Origin of the sequence: Lactobacillus sp. ESL0703 (genome assembly GCF_029433435.1) — a bacterium.
In the GTDB taxonomy this organism is placed as follows: Bacteria; Bacillota; Bacilli; order Lactobacillales; family Lactobacillaceae; genus Lactobacillus.
The window spans coordinates 475,191-489,957 of record NZ_JAQTIB010000002.1 but is presented as its reverse complement, the minus strand read 5'-3'; the positions used below and the strand labels follow the sequence as shown (position 1 = coordinate 489,957).

Here is a 14,767-nt window from a genome sequence, read left to right as displayed (position 1 = left end):
AAAAAAGACGAAGAAGTTACTTACTTCCTCGCCTTTTTTAGTTTAATAATTATTCCAGCAAACTCTTCGCATACGGTAATTCCAATGACGGATCTGCATTGAGCGTCATATCAGCAAACTTACCTTCGTTATACAAATTATAAGCCGCTGCACCAATCATTGCTGCATTATCACCACACAATTTGAGGTCAGGCAAAATCACCTTTGGCCGTATCTTTGCCGGCAAGGCTGCAATTTCCTGACTCATACGATCGCGTAAACCATGATTAGCAGCTACACCACCGCCCATAATAAAGGTTTTTGGTTGATACTCTTTAATTGCACGAATTGTCTTAGTAGATAACACATCCACAACCGCTGCCTGAAAACTAGCAGCCAAATCATACTTGTTAAGTTCTTGGTGAATTTGGTCAGCATGATGACAAGTATTGATAAAGGCACTTTTTAGACCAGAAAATGAAAAGTCATAATCATCGTCAGTCAGCATTGCTCGTGGAAAGTTAAACGTATCTTGACCCTGATGTGCCCAATCATCAATTGTTTTACCAGCCGGATATTTCACACCCAGAACTCGACCAATCTTGTCGTAAGCTTCTCCTGCAGCATCATCGCGGGTATCACCAACAATTTCAAAGTGCGTGGGATCTTTCATCAAGACAATTTCAGTATGTCCCCCGGAAACTTGCAAGGCAAGAGCAGGATATTCAATTTCATCTGTTAATTGAGCCGCCATAATGTGACCCATAATATGGTCAACACCGATTAACGGAATCCCCGTAGCCATCGAAGCAGCTTTGGCAGCACTAACACCAATTAATAGTGCTCCAACAAGTCCAGGACCGTAAGTTACCGCAATTGCATCAATATCATCCCAAGTGGCATCCGCTTGCGTCAATGCTTCTTTAGTAATTTGACTAATTACCTCAATATGATGTCGACTAGCAACCTCTGGAACTACCCCACCAAAACGTTGATGGCTCTTAATTTGCGTTGCCACAACCAAACTTTCAATTTCACGGCCATTTTTAATGACTGCTGTAGAAGTTTCATCGCAAGAACTCTCATAAGCTAAAATCCGAATATCTTTTTGTTTGCTCAAAACTTAATCCCTTTCTTATTTCGTGTTTGTGTTAAATCCAGCACCATATTTAAGCCATCTGTTTGTGTTTCCTGATAATAATTCGGTCGAATAAAAGTTGGACTGAAGCCAAGCTGCCGGTACAATTTTTGCGCTATCAGGTTATCCACGCGAACTTCCAAGCTAACGCATTCGCAGCCCCACTCTTGTACTAATTCAATCATTATCTGCATTAGCTGTGTGCCTAGGCCTTGCCCCTGCCAGTTAGGAGCAACCGTGATATTAGTTATGTGCGCTTCAAGCTGATTGATACGCACACCTGCATAAGCAACCAAGGTTGAAGATTGATAAACAACTAAGTATAGCAGGTTAGACTTGGCCAATTCTGACTGAAAAACCTCGGCATTCCACGGCATTCGTCCATTGTAAGCCTGCGTTTCCAGCAGCAGCATATTAGAAATATCATCAGGCTTTGCCCGCATAATTTGAACGGTTTGACCAGCAACGCTAAACACAAATGGCTGAAATTCTATCTTAAGTGGCTGTTTTTTAAAATGAGAAAAATAATTATGCTGCTTAAACTTCTTCCACATAATTACTATCTGGCTCAAACGGCTTCCCCGTCTTCTTGTGCCAGTCAACCTCTGCCTGCGTCCGCCGCAAATAATTAGGTAATAACTGGTCAGGATCAGTTGGCGTGGCTGCTTCTGCTAATTGACCAATTAAGCTAGCATGAATAACATTTTGGTCATCAGTACCGTAACTAAAGGGTACAGCCAATGCCTTAATTAATTCTTCCTGCCTAGTAAAGCCAGACCCAATAAAGATAATCTTGCTTAACGGCTTATCAGCTAAATATTCCTTAACAGCTTCCAGCAATGATGAAATATGATAGTGACCATCAGCCAGGACGTTAACTGGCAGGCCACCTTCATTAACATAACCGCCAGCAAAGTAGTTATCGTTACGGGCGTCAATTCCCGCTACAATCAGCGTATCCTGATCGCTGCAGCTAGCAGCCAAAGCCTGCAAGGTTGAAATACCGACAACTTCTTTATTTAAAATACTAGCAAACATTTTAACCGTCGTAATTCCAATCCGCAATCCCGTATAAGATCCCGGTCCAATTGCTACCGCAAAACGATCAATATCTTTTAACTGCAGGTCATTTGCCCGCAGGATTTCATCAATTAAAGGATCAAGATGTTCACTATGGTTGCGCTCATCCTGCTCACTTTTTTCAACAATAACTGATTGGCCGTCATTCAAGGCTACGCTCAAGTGATTAGTGGCCGTTGATACACTTAAAATTTTCATTTCAGATTACTTTTCCCTTTTTAAAAAATCTACCTTTTCATTTTAACACGAGAAAGGGCCTGCAAAACAAAGTAGATAACAAACATTTGTATCCAAGGAACAATTAATTCTTTAGGTAGTCGCTGCACTAAGGCCGCATTAAAGTTCAACCCATACAAAACGTGCACCCACAACGTATTCAGACCGACGTTAACAATTATGGTAACCAGTAAGGTCGACAAGATAATCCGCCAAATCTTAACTGGCCGTTGATAAAAAAATAGTCCATAAATTAATGGCCCAACCATCGCACTAAGTGTAAAACCGATGAAATAGCCACCTTGATTACCAAAGATAGCTGAGGAAACAAGGTCCCCAATCGCGCCGCCGACACCGCCCCATACGGGACCAAAAATGAAGCCTAGCATCACGCTCCCAATAAAATCAAGACTGACGTGAACAACTGCCGTGCCAATACTAAAGCGATGCAAAATTATTTTGATTGCAATTACGACTCCAAGTAGAATTAAGTCACGTAATTCCAGTTTTAGCGTTCTTTTTGAAATCATCGCCAACACTTCCTCTCATTAAAAAAGCATGACGACCAGTCATGCTCAATTAATTATATTATATTTTGCGCCAAGTTAGTTCACAAACGGCTCTAGGATTGCTTTCTTCATCCTCAATCACATGATAGGACTTAATATCTTGCCCATCATCCTGTACATTAACACAGGCAAATGGCTCCTGACCATACGTTACTTCCTGATTGAACTTAATATCAATGCTTTGAATAATGTGCTCACGCAAAAATTCGCGGTCCAAAGTATCAATAAACCAACTAAAGTAATGACCGTTAGTCATATGATGGTTAGTATCTAGGTCATCATAGCGAACGCGATACTGCCGCTTAACTTGATATTCCTTTTGCGGCCGCAAGCGAGGAAAACGTGGCAATTTCTTTAATAAGGGAATACCTAAGTCGGTCATCATCTTTTCATCTGTTGCGACCATTTTACGCTTTTTCAAGTCAAACAAGACCCACTCACTCTTAACCGTAATGAGCATCTTACCTTGTTCATCAATAAAGTTAAAGTCCCGATACTCTAAGAAGCGATTATAACCAACAGCATCAGTAGTAACTGTAATGTGGTCATTAGGTTGAGGCAATGCTTGAACCTCAATATGGTATTGCGTGACAACCCAGCCCAAACCACGCTCGGTCAAGGCATTAGTACTTGCCTCACCACTACTTAGTTGGTGCTCGGACACACTCATCATCAAGTCAACCATTGCCGGCAGTTTCAAATGCTGGTTTTCATCACATTCATAATATTCAATTCGTTTTTGTTCACTATATTTCATTAGTTGCCTCTGTTTTGATGATATTGATCGTAGAGTTCATTTTTCGAAACATTGTTCAGCTGGGCTACTTCTTTAATGGCTGATTTTTTGCTTTCACCTTGAGCAACTCGATCATCCACTAACTTAATCAACTCTGGCCATGTTAGTTGTTTAATTTCAGCTGTACTCGGCGATACCAGCATGACAAATTCGCCGCGCGGTGCGTTTTCAGCGAAATAATCATTCAATTCGGCAACCGTTCCCCGGACAAACTCTTCATGAATCTTAGTTAGTTCTCGCGCTGCCACAATCTGTCTATCCGGTTCCAACACCGTTGCCATATTCTTTAACGTCTTAACTAGCCGATGCGGTGCTTCATAAAAAATTGAAGTTGCATGGGCCTTCTCCATCTCTTCAAAATAAGGCTTTTGCTCACCTGCTTTGCGGGGCAAAAAGCCATAATAGGTAAACGGCTGTGCATCAAATCCCGAGGCAATTAAGGCAGTCGTAAATGCCGACGGACCAGGCAGCGGTACTACAGGAACATTATTTTTAATACACTCCTGCACTAAAATATAACCTGGATCAGAAATAACCGGCATCCCCGCGTCACTGATTTCCGCAATTACTGCTCCCTCTTGCATTAGTTGCACTAATTCCGGCGCACGCTGCTTAGAATTATATTTGTGAAAAGACAGCATGTGGTTATGCACGCCAATCTTCTCTAACAAAATGCCACTGGTCCGCGTATCTTCAGCCGCGATATAGTCTGCATCTGTTAATACCTTTTTAGCCCGAATTGTAATATCTTCTAGGTTCCCAATTGGTGTTGGTACCAAATAAAGCTTGCCTTTATCATCCGCATAACTACTTTGCCGCTGCATTTTATCCGTCCTTTAATGTACTTTCTTCTTTTTCTTTTCGCCGAAATTATCAAGAATATCCAAACAAAACATGCAATCAGAACTCGGATCACGGTGTGAGCCATAGTACATGTTGCAAATATGATAACCCGAGTTATAAATCTGCCGCAAGGACTCAAGTCCACTCTGGGTCTTAATTGTTCCGTTATGCACATTGGCATTCGTCATTTTGTCTAGTTTTTCACGTAAAAGTTGGTTCTCAACCTTTAATTCGGTATTTTCCTTGAGTGTATCTAAAATATCATTTTCTAAACTCTCGATTGTCTTGGTCATTTTCATCATCGAATCGTGGAGTTGTTGCAATTTTGAATAAGAATCCACCATCAAACCACCTACCGTTTCCACTGCAAAGCCAGATAATCCAATAAGTTACGGAAATTAACATTGCTGTAACGCATCTTGTCAATTTCTAATAAATTTTGGAGCATCTTAGCCCCCGCCTGTTGATCTTTATCATTTAATTCTGTTTGTGCCATTTTCTTTAACATTAGCCAAACATAATTTTGGCTAGCTTTACTTTTAGCAACATCCGCTAATTGATGGGCGCTGACAATCGATAGCAGATCGTATTCCAACATTTCTTGATAAAAATATTTAATCTCTTGGTCCAATTTGCGGGTATCGCCAAGTTCAAGAATTTGGTCTTTAGTGAAGCCGTTTTGAATTAAAAATGCAGTTTTACCATCTGCTTGATCGTCAGCCGCAAAATTAATAATTTGTGTTCGTGAACGCACTGTCGGCAAAATTTGATCTACATTATTGGTAATCAAAATTGTTACAACAGGAGCAATTGGTTCTTCGAGCAAATTAAGTAGGGCATTAGCTGCCGGCAGCGTTAACTTTTGTGCCTCATTAATAATAAAAAAGCGGCAGCTGCTCTGAACCGGACTTTTGCCTAATTCTTCCTTTAATGGGCGAATCTGGTCAATCCCTAAACTCTGCTTACCTGCAGTAGTTACCAGCAAGACATCAGGATAGTTCCCTGAAATAATCTGCCGGCAATTCTGACAAGTGCCATCAGGCCGCTTTTCACCGGTACAATTAAATAAACAGGCAAGCCAATATGCAGTATTAACTGCCTCATCTTCATCACGGTCAACAAATAAATAGCTATGCGCCAACTGCTTTTGCTGGTAAGCCCGTTCTAAAAAAGCTGCCTCCTTGGCACCTTTTTGCGTAAGATCAATAGCCATTAAAATTGCTTAAACGCTTCTACTGGTAAGACAAAGCAAGTCGCGCCGCCAACCGTAATTTTAATTGGCTGACTGCTCATGTCAAAGCCTGTCATTACCATATTAGGGTTCATATATTCTTCGCGCGCCTTGGACTCTTCCTTAATGATGTGTAAAACTTCCTTTACATGTTCATCATCAATCCCAATAAGAAATGTGGTATTGCCTTGACTTAAAAAGCCACCAGTTGTAGCTAACTTAGTCGCACGAATATTTTCTTTAACCAATGTCCGCTGCAGCCGACTGGCATCTTCTTTTTGTACAATTGCGATTATTAACTTCATCAAATCAGTCCTTTAGCAATTCTTTTGGTAAACGGTTTACAACAATTTTAACACAATCTGCTACTACCTGACTAAGAGGTCGATTAGCATTGACAATCTCAATGCGGTCAGAATATTGCTGGTTAACCCACTGGTAACCCTGATAAACTTTTTGGTGAAAAGATAATTTTTCTTGTTCAAGCCGGTCTTCTTGACCGCCATGGTCCTTAGCAATCCGCGCTAGGCCTACCTCAGGCTGCACATCCAAGAAAATAGTTACGTCAGGTTCAATCCCGCTAGTGGCAAAATCATTGATCGCCTTAACAGCTTCAATTCCTAAGTCCCGACCAACACCTTGATAAGCTAATGAACTGTCAACAAACCGATCGGAAAAGACAACCTGGCCCTTTTCTAAGGCCGGAATAATTGTTTCTGCCATGTGTTGACTTCTTGAAGCCGCATAAAGTAATGCCTCAGTCTTAGCGCTCATAGCGATATTAGCCGGATCCAAAATAAATTGCCGAATTTGTTCCGCGATTTTTGAACCGCCTGGCTCACGAGTCACAAGATATTGTACCCTAAGCTTAGGGGCAATTTGGGCTACAACTTGTTCCAAAACCGTACTTTTTCCGGAGCCATCTGGCCCTTCAAAACTAATAAAAAAACTTTTCATAAAACTCTCCCATGCCTCTATTTTACAGAAGTTCTTTCTATATTAACACCCCAACATACTTTTAATTTTAGCAAAAATAAAAAAGCCTACCTTGGTAGACTTTTTATTCAGAAATAGCATTTGTGTAACCACTAAATCTTGTATGCCGCCGGCGAGCTTCATTATACAAAAAGGAATATTTAGCCTGCAAAATTTTGTTAGCAATAATATTGTCATCTGACATATCTAACGTCGTCGGATCCAAACTTTTTTGCACGGCAATTTCATCCTGCAGCTTTTCAATCACGGCAACTAGTTTGTCGTCGCCCATTTCTTTAACCTTAGTTCGTGCCATTAGATTGATGTTCTCCCTTGAACTGCGCGCTTCAGCGTAATTGAATTGGCATACTCAATATCGCTGCCGACTGCCAATCCCGCTGCTAGCCGCGTTACTTTGATCCCTGCCGGCTTAATCAGCTTGCTGATATACATTGCCGTGGACTCACCTTCTGGAGTAGAGTTTAACGCTAAAATCACTTCTTTAACACTATCCTGCTTCTGCAGGCGGACAATTAATGACTTAATGTTGACTTCTTCGGGACCAATCCCGTCCATTGGCGACAATACACCATGCAGAACATGGTATAAGCCGGTATATTCGCCCATTTCTTCAAAGGCCATCACATCTTTAGGCTGCTCGACAACCATAATCGTTGTCTGGTCGCGCTCGGGATTAGCACAAATTGAACACGGATCTTTCTCAGTAATATTGCCGCACACTGAGCAGCGCCGCAATTTTTCTTTGACATCTTTAAGGGCTGTACCAAAGTTATTAACATCATCGTCTGGCATGTCTAATGTATAAAAAGCCAGCCGAGTGGCTGTTTTTTCACCAATGCCCGGTAATTTCATATATGAATCAATCAAATGCGCTATCGGTGTTGGATATTGCAATTAAATCATACCCTTCGTGTACTTACCTAAACTCGCTTGGGTGGCTTGGTCAATTTCTGATAAGCCTTTGTTAACAGCATCAATGATTAAATCCTGCAGCATATCTGGATCATCAGGATCAATTGCTTCCTTGTTAATCGTAATCTCTTTTAACTTACGGTCACCGCTAAAAGTAGCAACAACTAAGTCGTCAGCAGACTTGCCCACAAATTCTTGAGCTGTAATTGTTTGCTGCTCCTGCATCATTTGTTCCTGCATCTTTTTAGCTTGCTTCATCATTTGCTGCATGTTCATTCCACCCATGCCGCCCATTGCACCAAAATTAGGTCTCTTACTCATTTTGCTCTCCTTTATTTAATCTTTGATATTAACCACATCACCAAACAAGTCTTTGGCTTTTTGAACGACTTCATCACTTGCAGTTTGCTTGTCAGAAACAACTGGTTCACTTGCCGGTTCTTGACCAGCATGATCTTTTTTCTTCGCCAGCAAGTCTTTGCCATGCGTTTGCAAAAAGTCTTTGCGCACCTTGAGCCAGTCTTCATCTGGCACTAAGACAATCTCATAGTCATGCTGCGTAAACTTGGCAATTTCACTAGTTAACTTAGTCAAAAAGTTGTCATCTGCACTAGCATTTTCAAACCACAAAGTATACTTACACTTCATTACTACTTGGTCGGAACTAGCTGCTACTGGCTGCAGAACATCAAGCAAAGCTCGCTGTGAAACTGACAGAACTGACTGCAAATCCGGCCAAATATCTTTAAGCGCCAGCAAGTCTTTTTTAGTCGCATTCTCTAACACATGATAGACTTGCTTACGATTCTGCTCATTAGCATGGTCAGTGTTACGTACTCGTTTTTTCTTTGGCTTTTCAGTTACGGTATGGCTTGCCTGCGATTTGCTTTTGGCAGCAGAATCAATATGGTAAACCTGATCGCGATTAGTCTTGCCTGGCTGCTTAGATAAGTTCGAAAATTTTTCAGTTAAATCCACTACTTGCTTTTTTAAAGCCGTAATCTCAGCCTGCAAATCAACGCTTTTATCATCAGCCAGTGCAGGTACACTAGCAGCCGGCGCACTAGCCTCAGCCTCTTGCTCACCGCTAGTACTTGCAACCAAAAACACCTCTAGCGGAATTTGCTGCTGATTGGTATAACGCAAATCATTCAATGCCGTATTGGCTGCCGTAATTAACTGAAAATAGCGCTGCGTTGGAACAGACCCAATCTTTTGTATAAAATCGGCACTCAAGAAATTACTCTCATTTTGCCCCTCTGCCTTAACTACCATCAAAGCATTAGTCGCCATATCAATCAATTCATCCAGAATATTTTTTGAAGTAGCACCATTTTTTAACTCTACTTGAGCTAAAGTCAGGGCTTTGGCTGTATCTTTTTCTAACAATGCCAGCAAAATTTCTTCAATTTTTTCTTTAGCAGCAAAACCGGTAATCTGCAGGGCATCGTCATAATTAACCGCATCTTTTTCATAACTAAGCAGTTGATCCAAAATGCTCAAGGCATCCCGCATCCCACCGTCAGCAACCTGTGCGATAACGGCTAGCGCCTTATCCTCATACTTAATCTGCTCTTGGTCCAGAATATACTTCATCCGCTCTTCAAGATCAGTTTGCGCAATTCGCTTAAAATTGTAGCGCTGCGTCCGGGAAATAATAGTAGCCGGGACCTTCTGCAATTCCGTCGTTGCTAAAATAAAGACAACATGCTCCGGCGGTTCTTCCAATGTCTTGAGCAGAGCATTGAAGGCCCCAATCGACAACATGTGAACTTCGTCAATAATATAAACCTTGTACTTACCCTGTGTCGGCGCGTATTTGACCTTATCGCGAATCTCGCGAATCTCATCGACACCGTTATTAGAGGCGGCGTCAATTTCCATAATATCGGACATTGCACCCTTGTCGGCAGCCAAACAATTAGCGCATTCGTTGCAGGGTTCGCCATCTTGCAAATTAGTACAATTTAAGGCCTTGGCAAAAATCTTGGCACATGAAGTTTTTCCAGTTCCTCTGGGACCAGAAAACAGAAAAGCGTGCGAAACCGTACCGCGCTTAATCGCATTTTTTAGAGTATTCGTAATATCTTCTTGACCAACAACACTGTCAAAAGTGCGGGGCCGCCATTTGCGGTATAACGCTTGATAAGCCATGTTCATCTTTCTCTAGTAAAAAACTCTTAACTCTTTTGCAGAGTTAAGAGTTTATTGATATCTAATAAAAGGCACATGCCTGAGCAACCTTAGTGCTGCTACCTTCCGGTCCTGACACGCTTCAGAGGTCAAACATTGCCCAATAAATATGATACCGTATTTAACGTGACTTTTCCACTACTTTGCTGAATTTTTCGCTAATTTTTGCTGACGACGAATTTCTTGAAAAAAGTCCTTCAGCATCTTACTTGCCTCTTCACGATACAAGCCGCGCACAACATTCGGATGATGATTAAACTTCGTGACAGCAAACAGGTCAACAACACTGCCTGCTGCACCAGCCTTGGGGTCAAGTGCGCCATAAAAGACATTCTTAATGCGCGAATTAATAATCGCACCAGCGCACATTGAACATGGCTCCAAAGTCACAAACAAACTGCAATCAATCAGCCGCCAGCTGCCAAGCTCCTGGCAGGCTTGTCTAATCGCCATCATCTCGGCATGCTGCGTACCATCTTGGTCAAGTTCACGCCGATTGTAGCCTGTGCCAATTACTTGCCCATCGGGATCAACTACAACCGCACCAATTGGCACCTCACCTAAGTCTTGGGCTTTTTTAGCTTGGTCAAAGGCTAGCTGCATGTATTTTTTCTTATCTTCACTAGAAAACATCATTAATTGTTCACTGCCTGTAAAATATAGTAACCTTTGTCCCGCGTTAAGACGCTGCAATTACCAAAAGTTTCTGTCAGCAACTTACGCGCACTTGGTTCACCCTGCTTCTTCTGAATAACAACCAGCAAGACGCCATCGATTACCAAGTGATCCTTTGCGCCAGCTAAAATACCAGAAACCACCTTTTTACCAGCACGAATTGGTGGATTAGTTACAATTAGACCAAACTTCTTTTCTGCAGGAATATTCTGATAAATATCAGATTGGTAAATCGCAACATTAGTGATTTGGTTTAATTGGGCATTTTTACGGGCTAATTCTAAACCGCGCTCATTGACATCAACCAGATCAGCAGACTGCTCGGGCCAGAATTTCGCCGCAAATAAACCTAGCGGGCCGTAACCAGCACCAACATCTAAAATATTAGCTGCTGGAAAACTCACATCAGCCATTGCCTTAATTAACACACCAGAACCATAGTCAACCCGCATTTTTGAAAAAACACCGGCATCAGTGTTGAACTTCAAATCCACGCCGTTGACGTGATAATCAACCACATGTTCATCATGCTTGGCGGTTGGATTTGCCGCAAAATACATTTGATTTTTTTCGTTAGCCATTACTCGCTCATTTCTAAAATTAATCTTTCACTAACAATTTTACTCTTAAAATCCCTACCAGTAGCTAAAAGATTACTCTGGCAAAAAGGTCCCCGGCTTAATATGCTGTAAAATACGGTAGCCGACTTTCTTCTCTTTAGCTGCACGATCATTAGTTTGGTTCAAAAACATGATAATCCCATTTTGATTATCAGCAGTTAATTGTGCCCACATACCAAAGTGAGTGCCGTGCAAATTACCATAAGCAATCTTTACCTTGCCGGACTTTTTAATATGAAGACCGCCGGAATAAGCCGTAACTTTACTTTCCAAATTGGTTAAATATTGAAACTGCTTCTGCGTCAAAATTGTCCCATCAGTCAAGCCGCACTGGATTTGATAATATTCCATTGGCGTTGTCAATAGATTGCCAGCACCTAATAATTGTGAGGCAAATGCCTGTGTCAAATTCACGGTATTACAGTAATTAGCACCACCATTTGAGTAATATGAGCTTGCTATCAACTTAGACTTAGGTAAAGCCGCAGCCGTAAATGTACTCTTCAAGCTCAAAGGCTTAACAATTCGCTTATGTAAATTAGCCTGGTAAGATTGCCCCGTTTCTTGGCGGATAATCCCAGCTAGTAAAATATAATTTGCGTTATTGTAATTATATTCACCACCTTTGGCGAATGAAAATTTGTTAGCATTGGCAACTGTCATCTTAATTGCGGCACTTTCAGAATACTTATGCTTGCGCCAAACCTCAGTATTCGTTGGTTTAATCCCCGATGTATGAGTTAACAAATTGCCAACCGAGATTTTCTTAGCATTCTTTAGGTCAGGGAACCACCGGTCAATTTTCGTATTTTGGTTAAACTCCTGATTAGTTTCTCTTTCCTCAGCCATAATCTGCACAATCATTGCGCCCGTAACTATCTTTTGCAGTGAGCCAGTTGGATAAACAACTTTACGGTTGCCATTCCCGATTTTGCGATTGCTCGAGGCGTAACCATAACTAATCTTTTGCGGCACCCCATTTTTAATTACCACAACTGAACCGCGCACATGATTTTGCGCCATTGTATGACGGACAAATTTACGCAGCGACTTCTTCCCTGAAGTCGCAGCTGCTACTTGTTCCGGCTGACAGATGTTCGGCACCCCAAGAGTGCTGACACCAAACAGTAACGCCAATTCAACTATTCCAATTTTAAAAATACTTTTCTTCTTCACAGTTAATATTAATATTCCAATCTGATCTTTTTAAAACTTTACTGCCAAAGGCATACTCATATAACAGTAATATTTTTACCCTTGTTATTCAAGTTTAACAAAGCTAATAAACGAGGATTTTACCATTTTGTCTCTTTTCGGTAACAAAATATGAGCTTATAATAAGGTAAAATAAGTACAGGAGATTACAAATGAAATTTAAGCACACTTTACTAATTGCGACTGCCTTAATTACGATTGGGACAATCGCAATAGTTGCCCCACAACCCGCTGCAGCTAGCGTCAAAATCAAATCTTATCCTAAAAGTATGCGCGGCACATGGTATTACTATGATACCTACACGGGAAAGCTCGATAAGGAAGTTTTCACCAAAAAGACTGCTAAATTCTATGTTGGCAAGAAAAAGGTCGGCTACAATACATTACACACTTATGTTAAGCACGATCAATATCTAAGCAACAAGACCTACTTACAAAAGACAGGCCATTGGGCATATGCCAATGGCAGTACTACTGTTAATGGCCTAACTTGGCTTAACATCCGCGGCTGGAATCAAGGGATGGGTAATGGTCTTTACTATAATATGACTACACTTGATGGTAACGAAATTCTAACTAATGCCAGCGGCGCCAAAATTTGGGTCGACCATCATGCATACCGCACACCAGAACTCGCTAAAGCCCTTGAGAACAAGCATTACCAATATTTTAATTATCAAGAATAAATAAAAAGCACTTCATAATGAAGTGCTTTTATTTTTGACTTAATATGTGACCCCAACAGATGAATAAACATAACCATCGGTCGTGGTTGCAGCCCCAACACCAATTGCCTTGTCACTTGGGTTAAGCAAAATATCGCGGTGACCCCAATTAGAAGCTGCATCATCATAGATGTATTCAAAGATGGCATTATCAGCAACATCAGCTGATGTGCCGCCATTTGGTGCAGGCTCCAATTCCTTATTGGCATGATTAGTAATCCAGCCCCACGGATCCATTGCAATACATTCAGCGATACTATGATATGAAATACCAGCCTTATTAAAATAATCTTCCAAAATAAAGTTACCAGCTGCGTCTACATGGTCAAAATTACTTGGCAATAAGGCAGCTCGTTTTTCAACAACTTCATCATAGTGGGTATCTTCGGTTACTAGCGTCAAATTCCGCTTTGCACGTTCTTCATTAAGGTCTTTCAAAAATTCTTGGCGAAACTCATTAATTGAAAAATCTTTAATCGTTGACTGTTTCGGCTTCTCTACCGGTTTAGTTGGCTCAGGCTTTGCAGTATTGGCATTAGTTGGCTTATCCACAACGGGTTTAGGCGTTGCTATATTAGTTGAATTATTGGGCTTGGAATTAGTTGCAGGTGAATTTTCAGCTGCTGAACTACCTGAATTGACAGGGGATTCTGTCGGTTCAGCTTTTAACAACTTTACCTTGCTCGTCAAGACATATCTACCATGACCAATTGCATAATACTTCTTGCCACGGATTTTTTTAGTGCCGTAAATTGTGATTTTTTTACCCTTTTTCAGGATTATTTTACCAACACGGTGGCCCTTTTTATTGTAAATACGGGCCTTTTGCTTGAGAAGAGCTGTTTTGGTTAAAGCCGGAACATGTAATGTTGTTTGTGCCGTGATTGTCTCAGCACTTGCAACATCATTGCTCAGTGCCAAACCGCCCCATGCGCAGCCTAGAGCAACAGTTGTCATCATTATTTTACGATAATTAATTTTCATTTTTTACCATCTTTTCCTAAATCCACTAATCTTTACTTAATAATCACGCGTATCCCCGTTGGTGCATGATAATAAAACCACCGTGCATCGCTAGTGCTCAAATGGACACAGCCATGAGAGGTTGGCTTTTTACCCAAGTTTTTAGCAACTGACTTAATCGTTTTGTGCTGCAGAGTGCGCGGGTTTTCATGGAACAAGTACAATCCGCCTTGCAAAAAGCCCACCGCATATCTGGCACCCATCCGTTCACTGGCTGAATAAAACCACGGTGCGCGATAAGTATTTATTCGGTAATGTCCCCGCGGTGTTTGGCCATGCGCACCAGTTGAAACGTAAAATTCATAACGCGTCTTTTTCCCCCGCTTTAAATATGCCCGCTGCTTGTTAATCGAAACAATAATGCGGTCTTTTTTAGCACTTAGATGCTTGGGGTATGGTTTAATCTCAGATGACTTGGTATAACTAATTGGTTCGCGCATACTTGCCTGTGGTACTTCATCACTGGCATTGACTGGTAACGAACTGCTTGATAAGGCAATTCCGCAAACTACAAAACCAATAACTAATAATCGAACTTTTTTAATCATCATTCTTC

At 41.3% G+C, this 14,767-nt stretch carries 20 protein-coding genes and 1 other RNA gene; 1 reads left to right on the top strand and 20 read right to left on the bottom strand.

The features are described from left to right. Positions 1 to 49: 49 nt before the first annotated feature. From tsaD to PT278_RS04860, 18 genes are all read right to left on the bottom strand, one after another. A complete protein-coding gene (gene tsaD, locus PT278_RS04945) occupies positions 50 to 1,099 on the bottom strand; it encodes a tRNA (adenosine(37)-N6)-threonylcarbamoyltransferase complex transferase subunit TsaD (protein ID WP_277130677.1) in 1,050 nt (349 codons plus the stop codon). Next, positions 1,096 to 1,689: a ribosomal protein S18-alanine N-acetyltransferase gene (gene rimI / locus PT278_RS04940; RefSeq protein ID WP_348636158.1), complete on the bottom strand. Its 594-nt coding sequence runs from the start codon at positions 1,687 to 1,689 to the stop codon at positions 1,096 to 1,098. Before rimI ends, tsaD begins: the two co-directional genes overlap by 4 nt. Continuing rightward, positions 1,655 to 2,395: a tRNA (adenosine(37)-N6)-threonylcarbamoyltransferase complex dimerization subunit type 1 TsaB gene (tsaB, locus tag PT278_RS04935; RefSeq protein ID WP_277130676.1), complete on the bottom strand. Its 741-nt coding sequence runs from the start codon at positions 2,393 to 2,395 to the stop codon at positions 1,655 to 1,657. Before tsaB ends, rimI begins: the two co-directional genes overlap by 35 nt. Positions 2,396 to 2,424: 29 nt before the next feature. Next, positions 2,425 to 2,943 (bottom strand): folate family ECF transporter S component, encoded by a 519-nt coding sequence (locus PT278_RS04930; protein WP_277130675.1) that lies wholly within the window; start codon positions 2,941 to 2,943, stop codon positions 2,425 to 2,427. A gap of 58 nt (positions 2,944 to 3,001) precedes the next feature. Beyond that, on the bottom strand, positions 3,002 to 3,739 hold the full coding sequence (locus PT278_RS04925; protein WP_277130674.1) for an acyl-ACP thioesterase domain-containing protein: 738 nt from the start codon (positions 3,737 to 3,739) through the stop codon (positions 3,002 to 3,004). Continuing rightward, positions 3,739 to 4,602 carry a 16S rRNA (cytidine(1402)-2'-O)-methyltransferase gene (gene rsmI / locus PT278_RS04920; RefSeq protein WP_277130673.1) on the bottom strand — a complete coding sequence of 288 codons (864 nt, stop codon included), beginning with the start codon at positions 4,600 to 4,602 and terminating at the stop codon, positions 3,739 to 3,741. The genes PT278_RS04925 and rsmI overlap by 1 nt, the downstream gene beginning before the upstream one ends. Positions 4,603 to 4,614: 12 nt before the next feature. Beyond that, positions 4,615 to 4,962, bottom strand: a complete 348-nt coding sequence (yabA, locus tag PT278_RS04915) for a DNA replication initiation control protein YabA (RefSeq protein WP_277130672.1) — start codon at positions 4,960 to 4,962, stop codon at positions 4,615 to 4,617. An 11-nt stretch (positions 4,963 to 4,973) separates the two neighbouring features. Next, on the bottom strand, positions 4,974 to 5,834 hold the full coding sequence (locus PT278_RS04910; RefSeq protein ID WP_277130671.1) for a DNA polymerase III subunit delta: 861 nt from the start codon (positions 5,832 to 5,834) through the stop codon (positions 4,974 to 4,976). Beyond that, positions 5,834 to 6,157, bottom strand: a complete 324-nt coding sequence (locus tag PT278_RS04905) for a cyclic-di-AMP receptor (protein ID WP_277130670.1) — start codon at positions 6,155 to 6,157, stop codon at positions 5,834 to 5,836. The genes PT278_RS04910 and PT278_RS04905 overlap by 1 nt, the downstream gene beginning before the upstream one ends. A 4-nt stretch (positions 6,158 to 6,161) precedes the next feature. Next, positions 6,162 to 6,809, bottom strand: a complete 648-nt coding sequence (gene tmk, locus PT278_RS04900) for a dTMP kinase (RefSeq protein ID WP_277130669.1) — start codon at positions 6,807 to 6,809, stop codon at positions 6,162 to 6,164. Positions 6,810 to 6,912: 103 nt separating this feature from the next. Next, positions 6,913 to 7,143, bottom strand: a complete 231-nt coding sequence (locus PT278_RS04895) for a YaaL family protein (protein WP_277130668.1) — start codon at positions 7,141 to 7,143, stop codon at positions 6,913 to 6,915. Then, on the bottom strand, positions 7,143 to 7,742 hold the full coding sequence (gene recR, locus PT278_RS04890) for a recombination mediator RecR (RefSeq protein WP_277130667.1): 600 nt from the start codon (positions 7,740 to 7,742) through the stop codon (positions 7,143 to 7,145). The genes PT278_RS04895 and recR overlap by 1 nt, the downstream gene beginning before the upstream one ends. After that, a complete protein-coding gene (locus PT278_RS04885; protein ID WP_277130666.1) occupies positions 7,743 to 8,081 on the bottom strand; it encodes a YbaB/EbfC family nucleoid-associated protein in 339 nt (112 codons plus the stop codon). It abuts the gene before it with no gap. Between the two features lie 15 nt (positions 8,082 to 8,096). Further along, complete coding sequence (dnaX, locus tag PT278_RS04880) at positions 8,097 to 9,914, bottom strand: DNA polymerase III subunit gamma/tau (RefSeq protein ID WP_277130665.1); 1,818 nt, start codon at positions 9,912 to 9,914, stop codon at positions 8,097 to 8,099. A 52-nt stretch (positions 9,915 to 9,966) separates the two neighbouring features. Further along, positions 9,967 to 10,066: signal recognition particle sRNA small type (ffs, locus tag PT278_RS04875), an RNA gene on the bottom strand. A gap of 25 nt (positions 10,067 to 10,091) precedes the next feature. Then, entirely contained in the window at positions 10,092 to 10,586 is a 495-nt protein-coding gene (tadA, locus tag PT278_RS04870; protein WP_277130705.1) for a tRNA adenosine(34) deaminase TadA, read from the bottom strand. Positions 10,587 to 10,588: 2 nt separating this feature from the next. Then, the gene (locus PT278_RS04865) at positions 10,589 to 11,209 is read right to left on the bottom strand and encodes a class I SAM-dependent methyltransferase (RefSeq protein WP_277130664.1); all 621 of its coding nucleotides are present in this window, start codon (positions 11,207 to 11,209) and stop codon (positions 10,589 to 10,591) included. Positions 11,210 to 11,281: 72 nt separating this feature from the next. Beyond that, positions 11,282 to 12,424: a serine hydrolase domain-containing protein gene (locus PT278_RS04860; protein ID WP_277130663.1), complete on the bottom strand. Its 1,143-nt coding sequence runs from the start codon at positions 12,422 to 12,424 to the stop codon at positions 11,282 to 11,284. Positions 12,425 to 12,615: 191 nt separating this feature from the next. Between PT278_RS04860 and PT278_RS04855 the strand changes: the two genes are divergently transcribed. After that, entirely contained in the window at positions 12,616 to 13,149 is a 534-nt protein-coding gene (locus tag PT278_RS04855) for a hypothetical protein (protein WP_277130662.1), read from the top strand. A 39-nt stretch (positions 13,150 to 13,188) separates the two neighbouring features. Here PT278_RS04855 and PT278_RS04850 read toward each other — a convergent pair whose 3' ends face one another. Both PT278_RS04850 and PT278_RS04845 read right to left on the bottom strand, forming a co-directional pair. Beyond that, positions 13,189 to 14,172, bottom strand: a complete 984-nt coding sequence (locus PT278_RS04850) for an SLAP domain-containing protein (protein ID WP_277130661.1) — start codon at positions 14,170 to 14,172, stop codon at positions 13,189 to 13,191. 32 nt (positions 14,173 to 14,204) lie between these two features. Next, positions 14,205 to 14,762, bottom strand: a complete 558-nt coding sequence (locus PT278_RS04845) for a L,D-transpeptidase (protein ID WP_277130660.1) — start codon at positions 14,760 to 14,762, stop codon at positions 14,205 to 14,207. Positions 14,763 to 14,767 lie beyond the last annotated feature (5 nt).

What these genes read in the sequence shown, in the direction of transcription:
- tsaB (WP_277130676.1), bottom strand. Translation starts at nt 2,395, where the DNA reads ATGAAAATTTTAAGTGTATCAACGGCCACTAATCACTTGAGCGTAGCC.
- PT278_RS04930 (WP_277130675.1), bottom strand. Translation starts at nt 2,943, where the DNA reads ATGATTTCAAAAAGAACGCTAAAACTGGAATTACGTGACTTAATTCTA.
- PT278_RS04925 (WP_277130674.1), bottom strand. Translation starts at nt 3,739, where the DNA reads ATGAAATATAGTGAACAAAAACGAATTGAATATTATGAATGTGATGAA.
- rsmI (WP_277130673.1), bottom strand. Translation starts at nt 4,602, where the DNA reads ATGCAGCGGCAAAGTAGTTATGCGGATGATAAAGGCAAGCTTTATTTG.
- PT278_RS04910 (WP_277130671.1), bottom strand. Translation starts at nt 5,834, where the DNA reads ATGGCTATTGATCTTACGCAAAAAGGTGCCAAGGAGGCAGCTTTTTTA.
- PT278_RS04905 (WP_277130670.1), bottom strand. Translation starts at nt 6,157, where the DNA reads ATGAAGTTAATAATCGCAATTGTACAAAAAGAAGATGCCAGTCGGCTG.
- tmk (WP_277130669.1), bottom strand. Translation starts at nt 6,809, where the DNA reads ATGAAAAGTTTTTTTATTAGTTTTGAAGGGCCAGATGGCTCCGGAAAA.
- PT278_RS04895 (WP_277130668.1), bottom strand. Translation starts at nt 7,143, where the DNA reads ATGGCACGAACTAAGGTTAAAGAAATGGGCGACGACAAACTAGTTGCC.
- PT278_RS04885 (WP_277130666.1), bottom strand. Translation starts at nt 8,081, where the DNA reads ATGAGTAAGAGACCTAATTTTGGTGCAATGGGCGGCATGGGTGGAATG.
- dnaX (WP_277130665.1), bottom strand. Translation starts at nt 9,914, where the DNA reads ATGGCTTATCAAGCGTTATACCGCAAATGGCGGCCCCGCACTTTTGAC.
- tadA (WP_277130705.1), bottom strand. Translation starts at nt 10,586, where the DNA reads ATGTTTTCTAGTGAAGATAAGAAAAAATACATGCAGCTAGCCTTTGAC.
- PT278_RS04865 (WP_277130664.1), bottom strand. Translation starts at nt 11,209, where the DNA reads ATGGCTAACGAAAAAAATCAAATGTATTTTGCGGCAAATCCAACCGCC.
- PT278_RS04855 (WP_277130662.1), top strand. Translation starts at nt 12,616, where the DNA reads ATGAAATTTAAGCACACTTTACTAATTGCGACTGCCTTAATTACGATT.
- PT278_RS04850 (WP_277130661.1), bottom strand. Translation starts at nt 14,172, where the DNA reads ATGAAAATTAATTATCGTAAAATAATGATGACAACTGTTGCTCTAGGC.
- PT278_RS04845 (WP_277130660.1), bottom strand. Translation starts at nt 14,762, where the DNA reads ATGATGATTAAAAAAGTTCGATTATTAGTTATTGGTTTTGTAGTTTGC.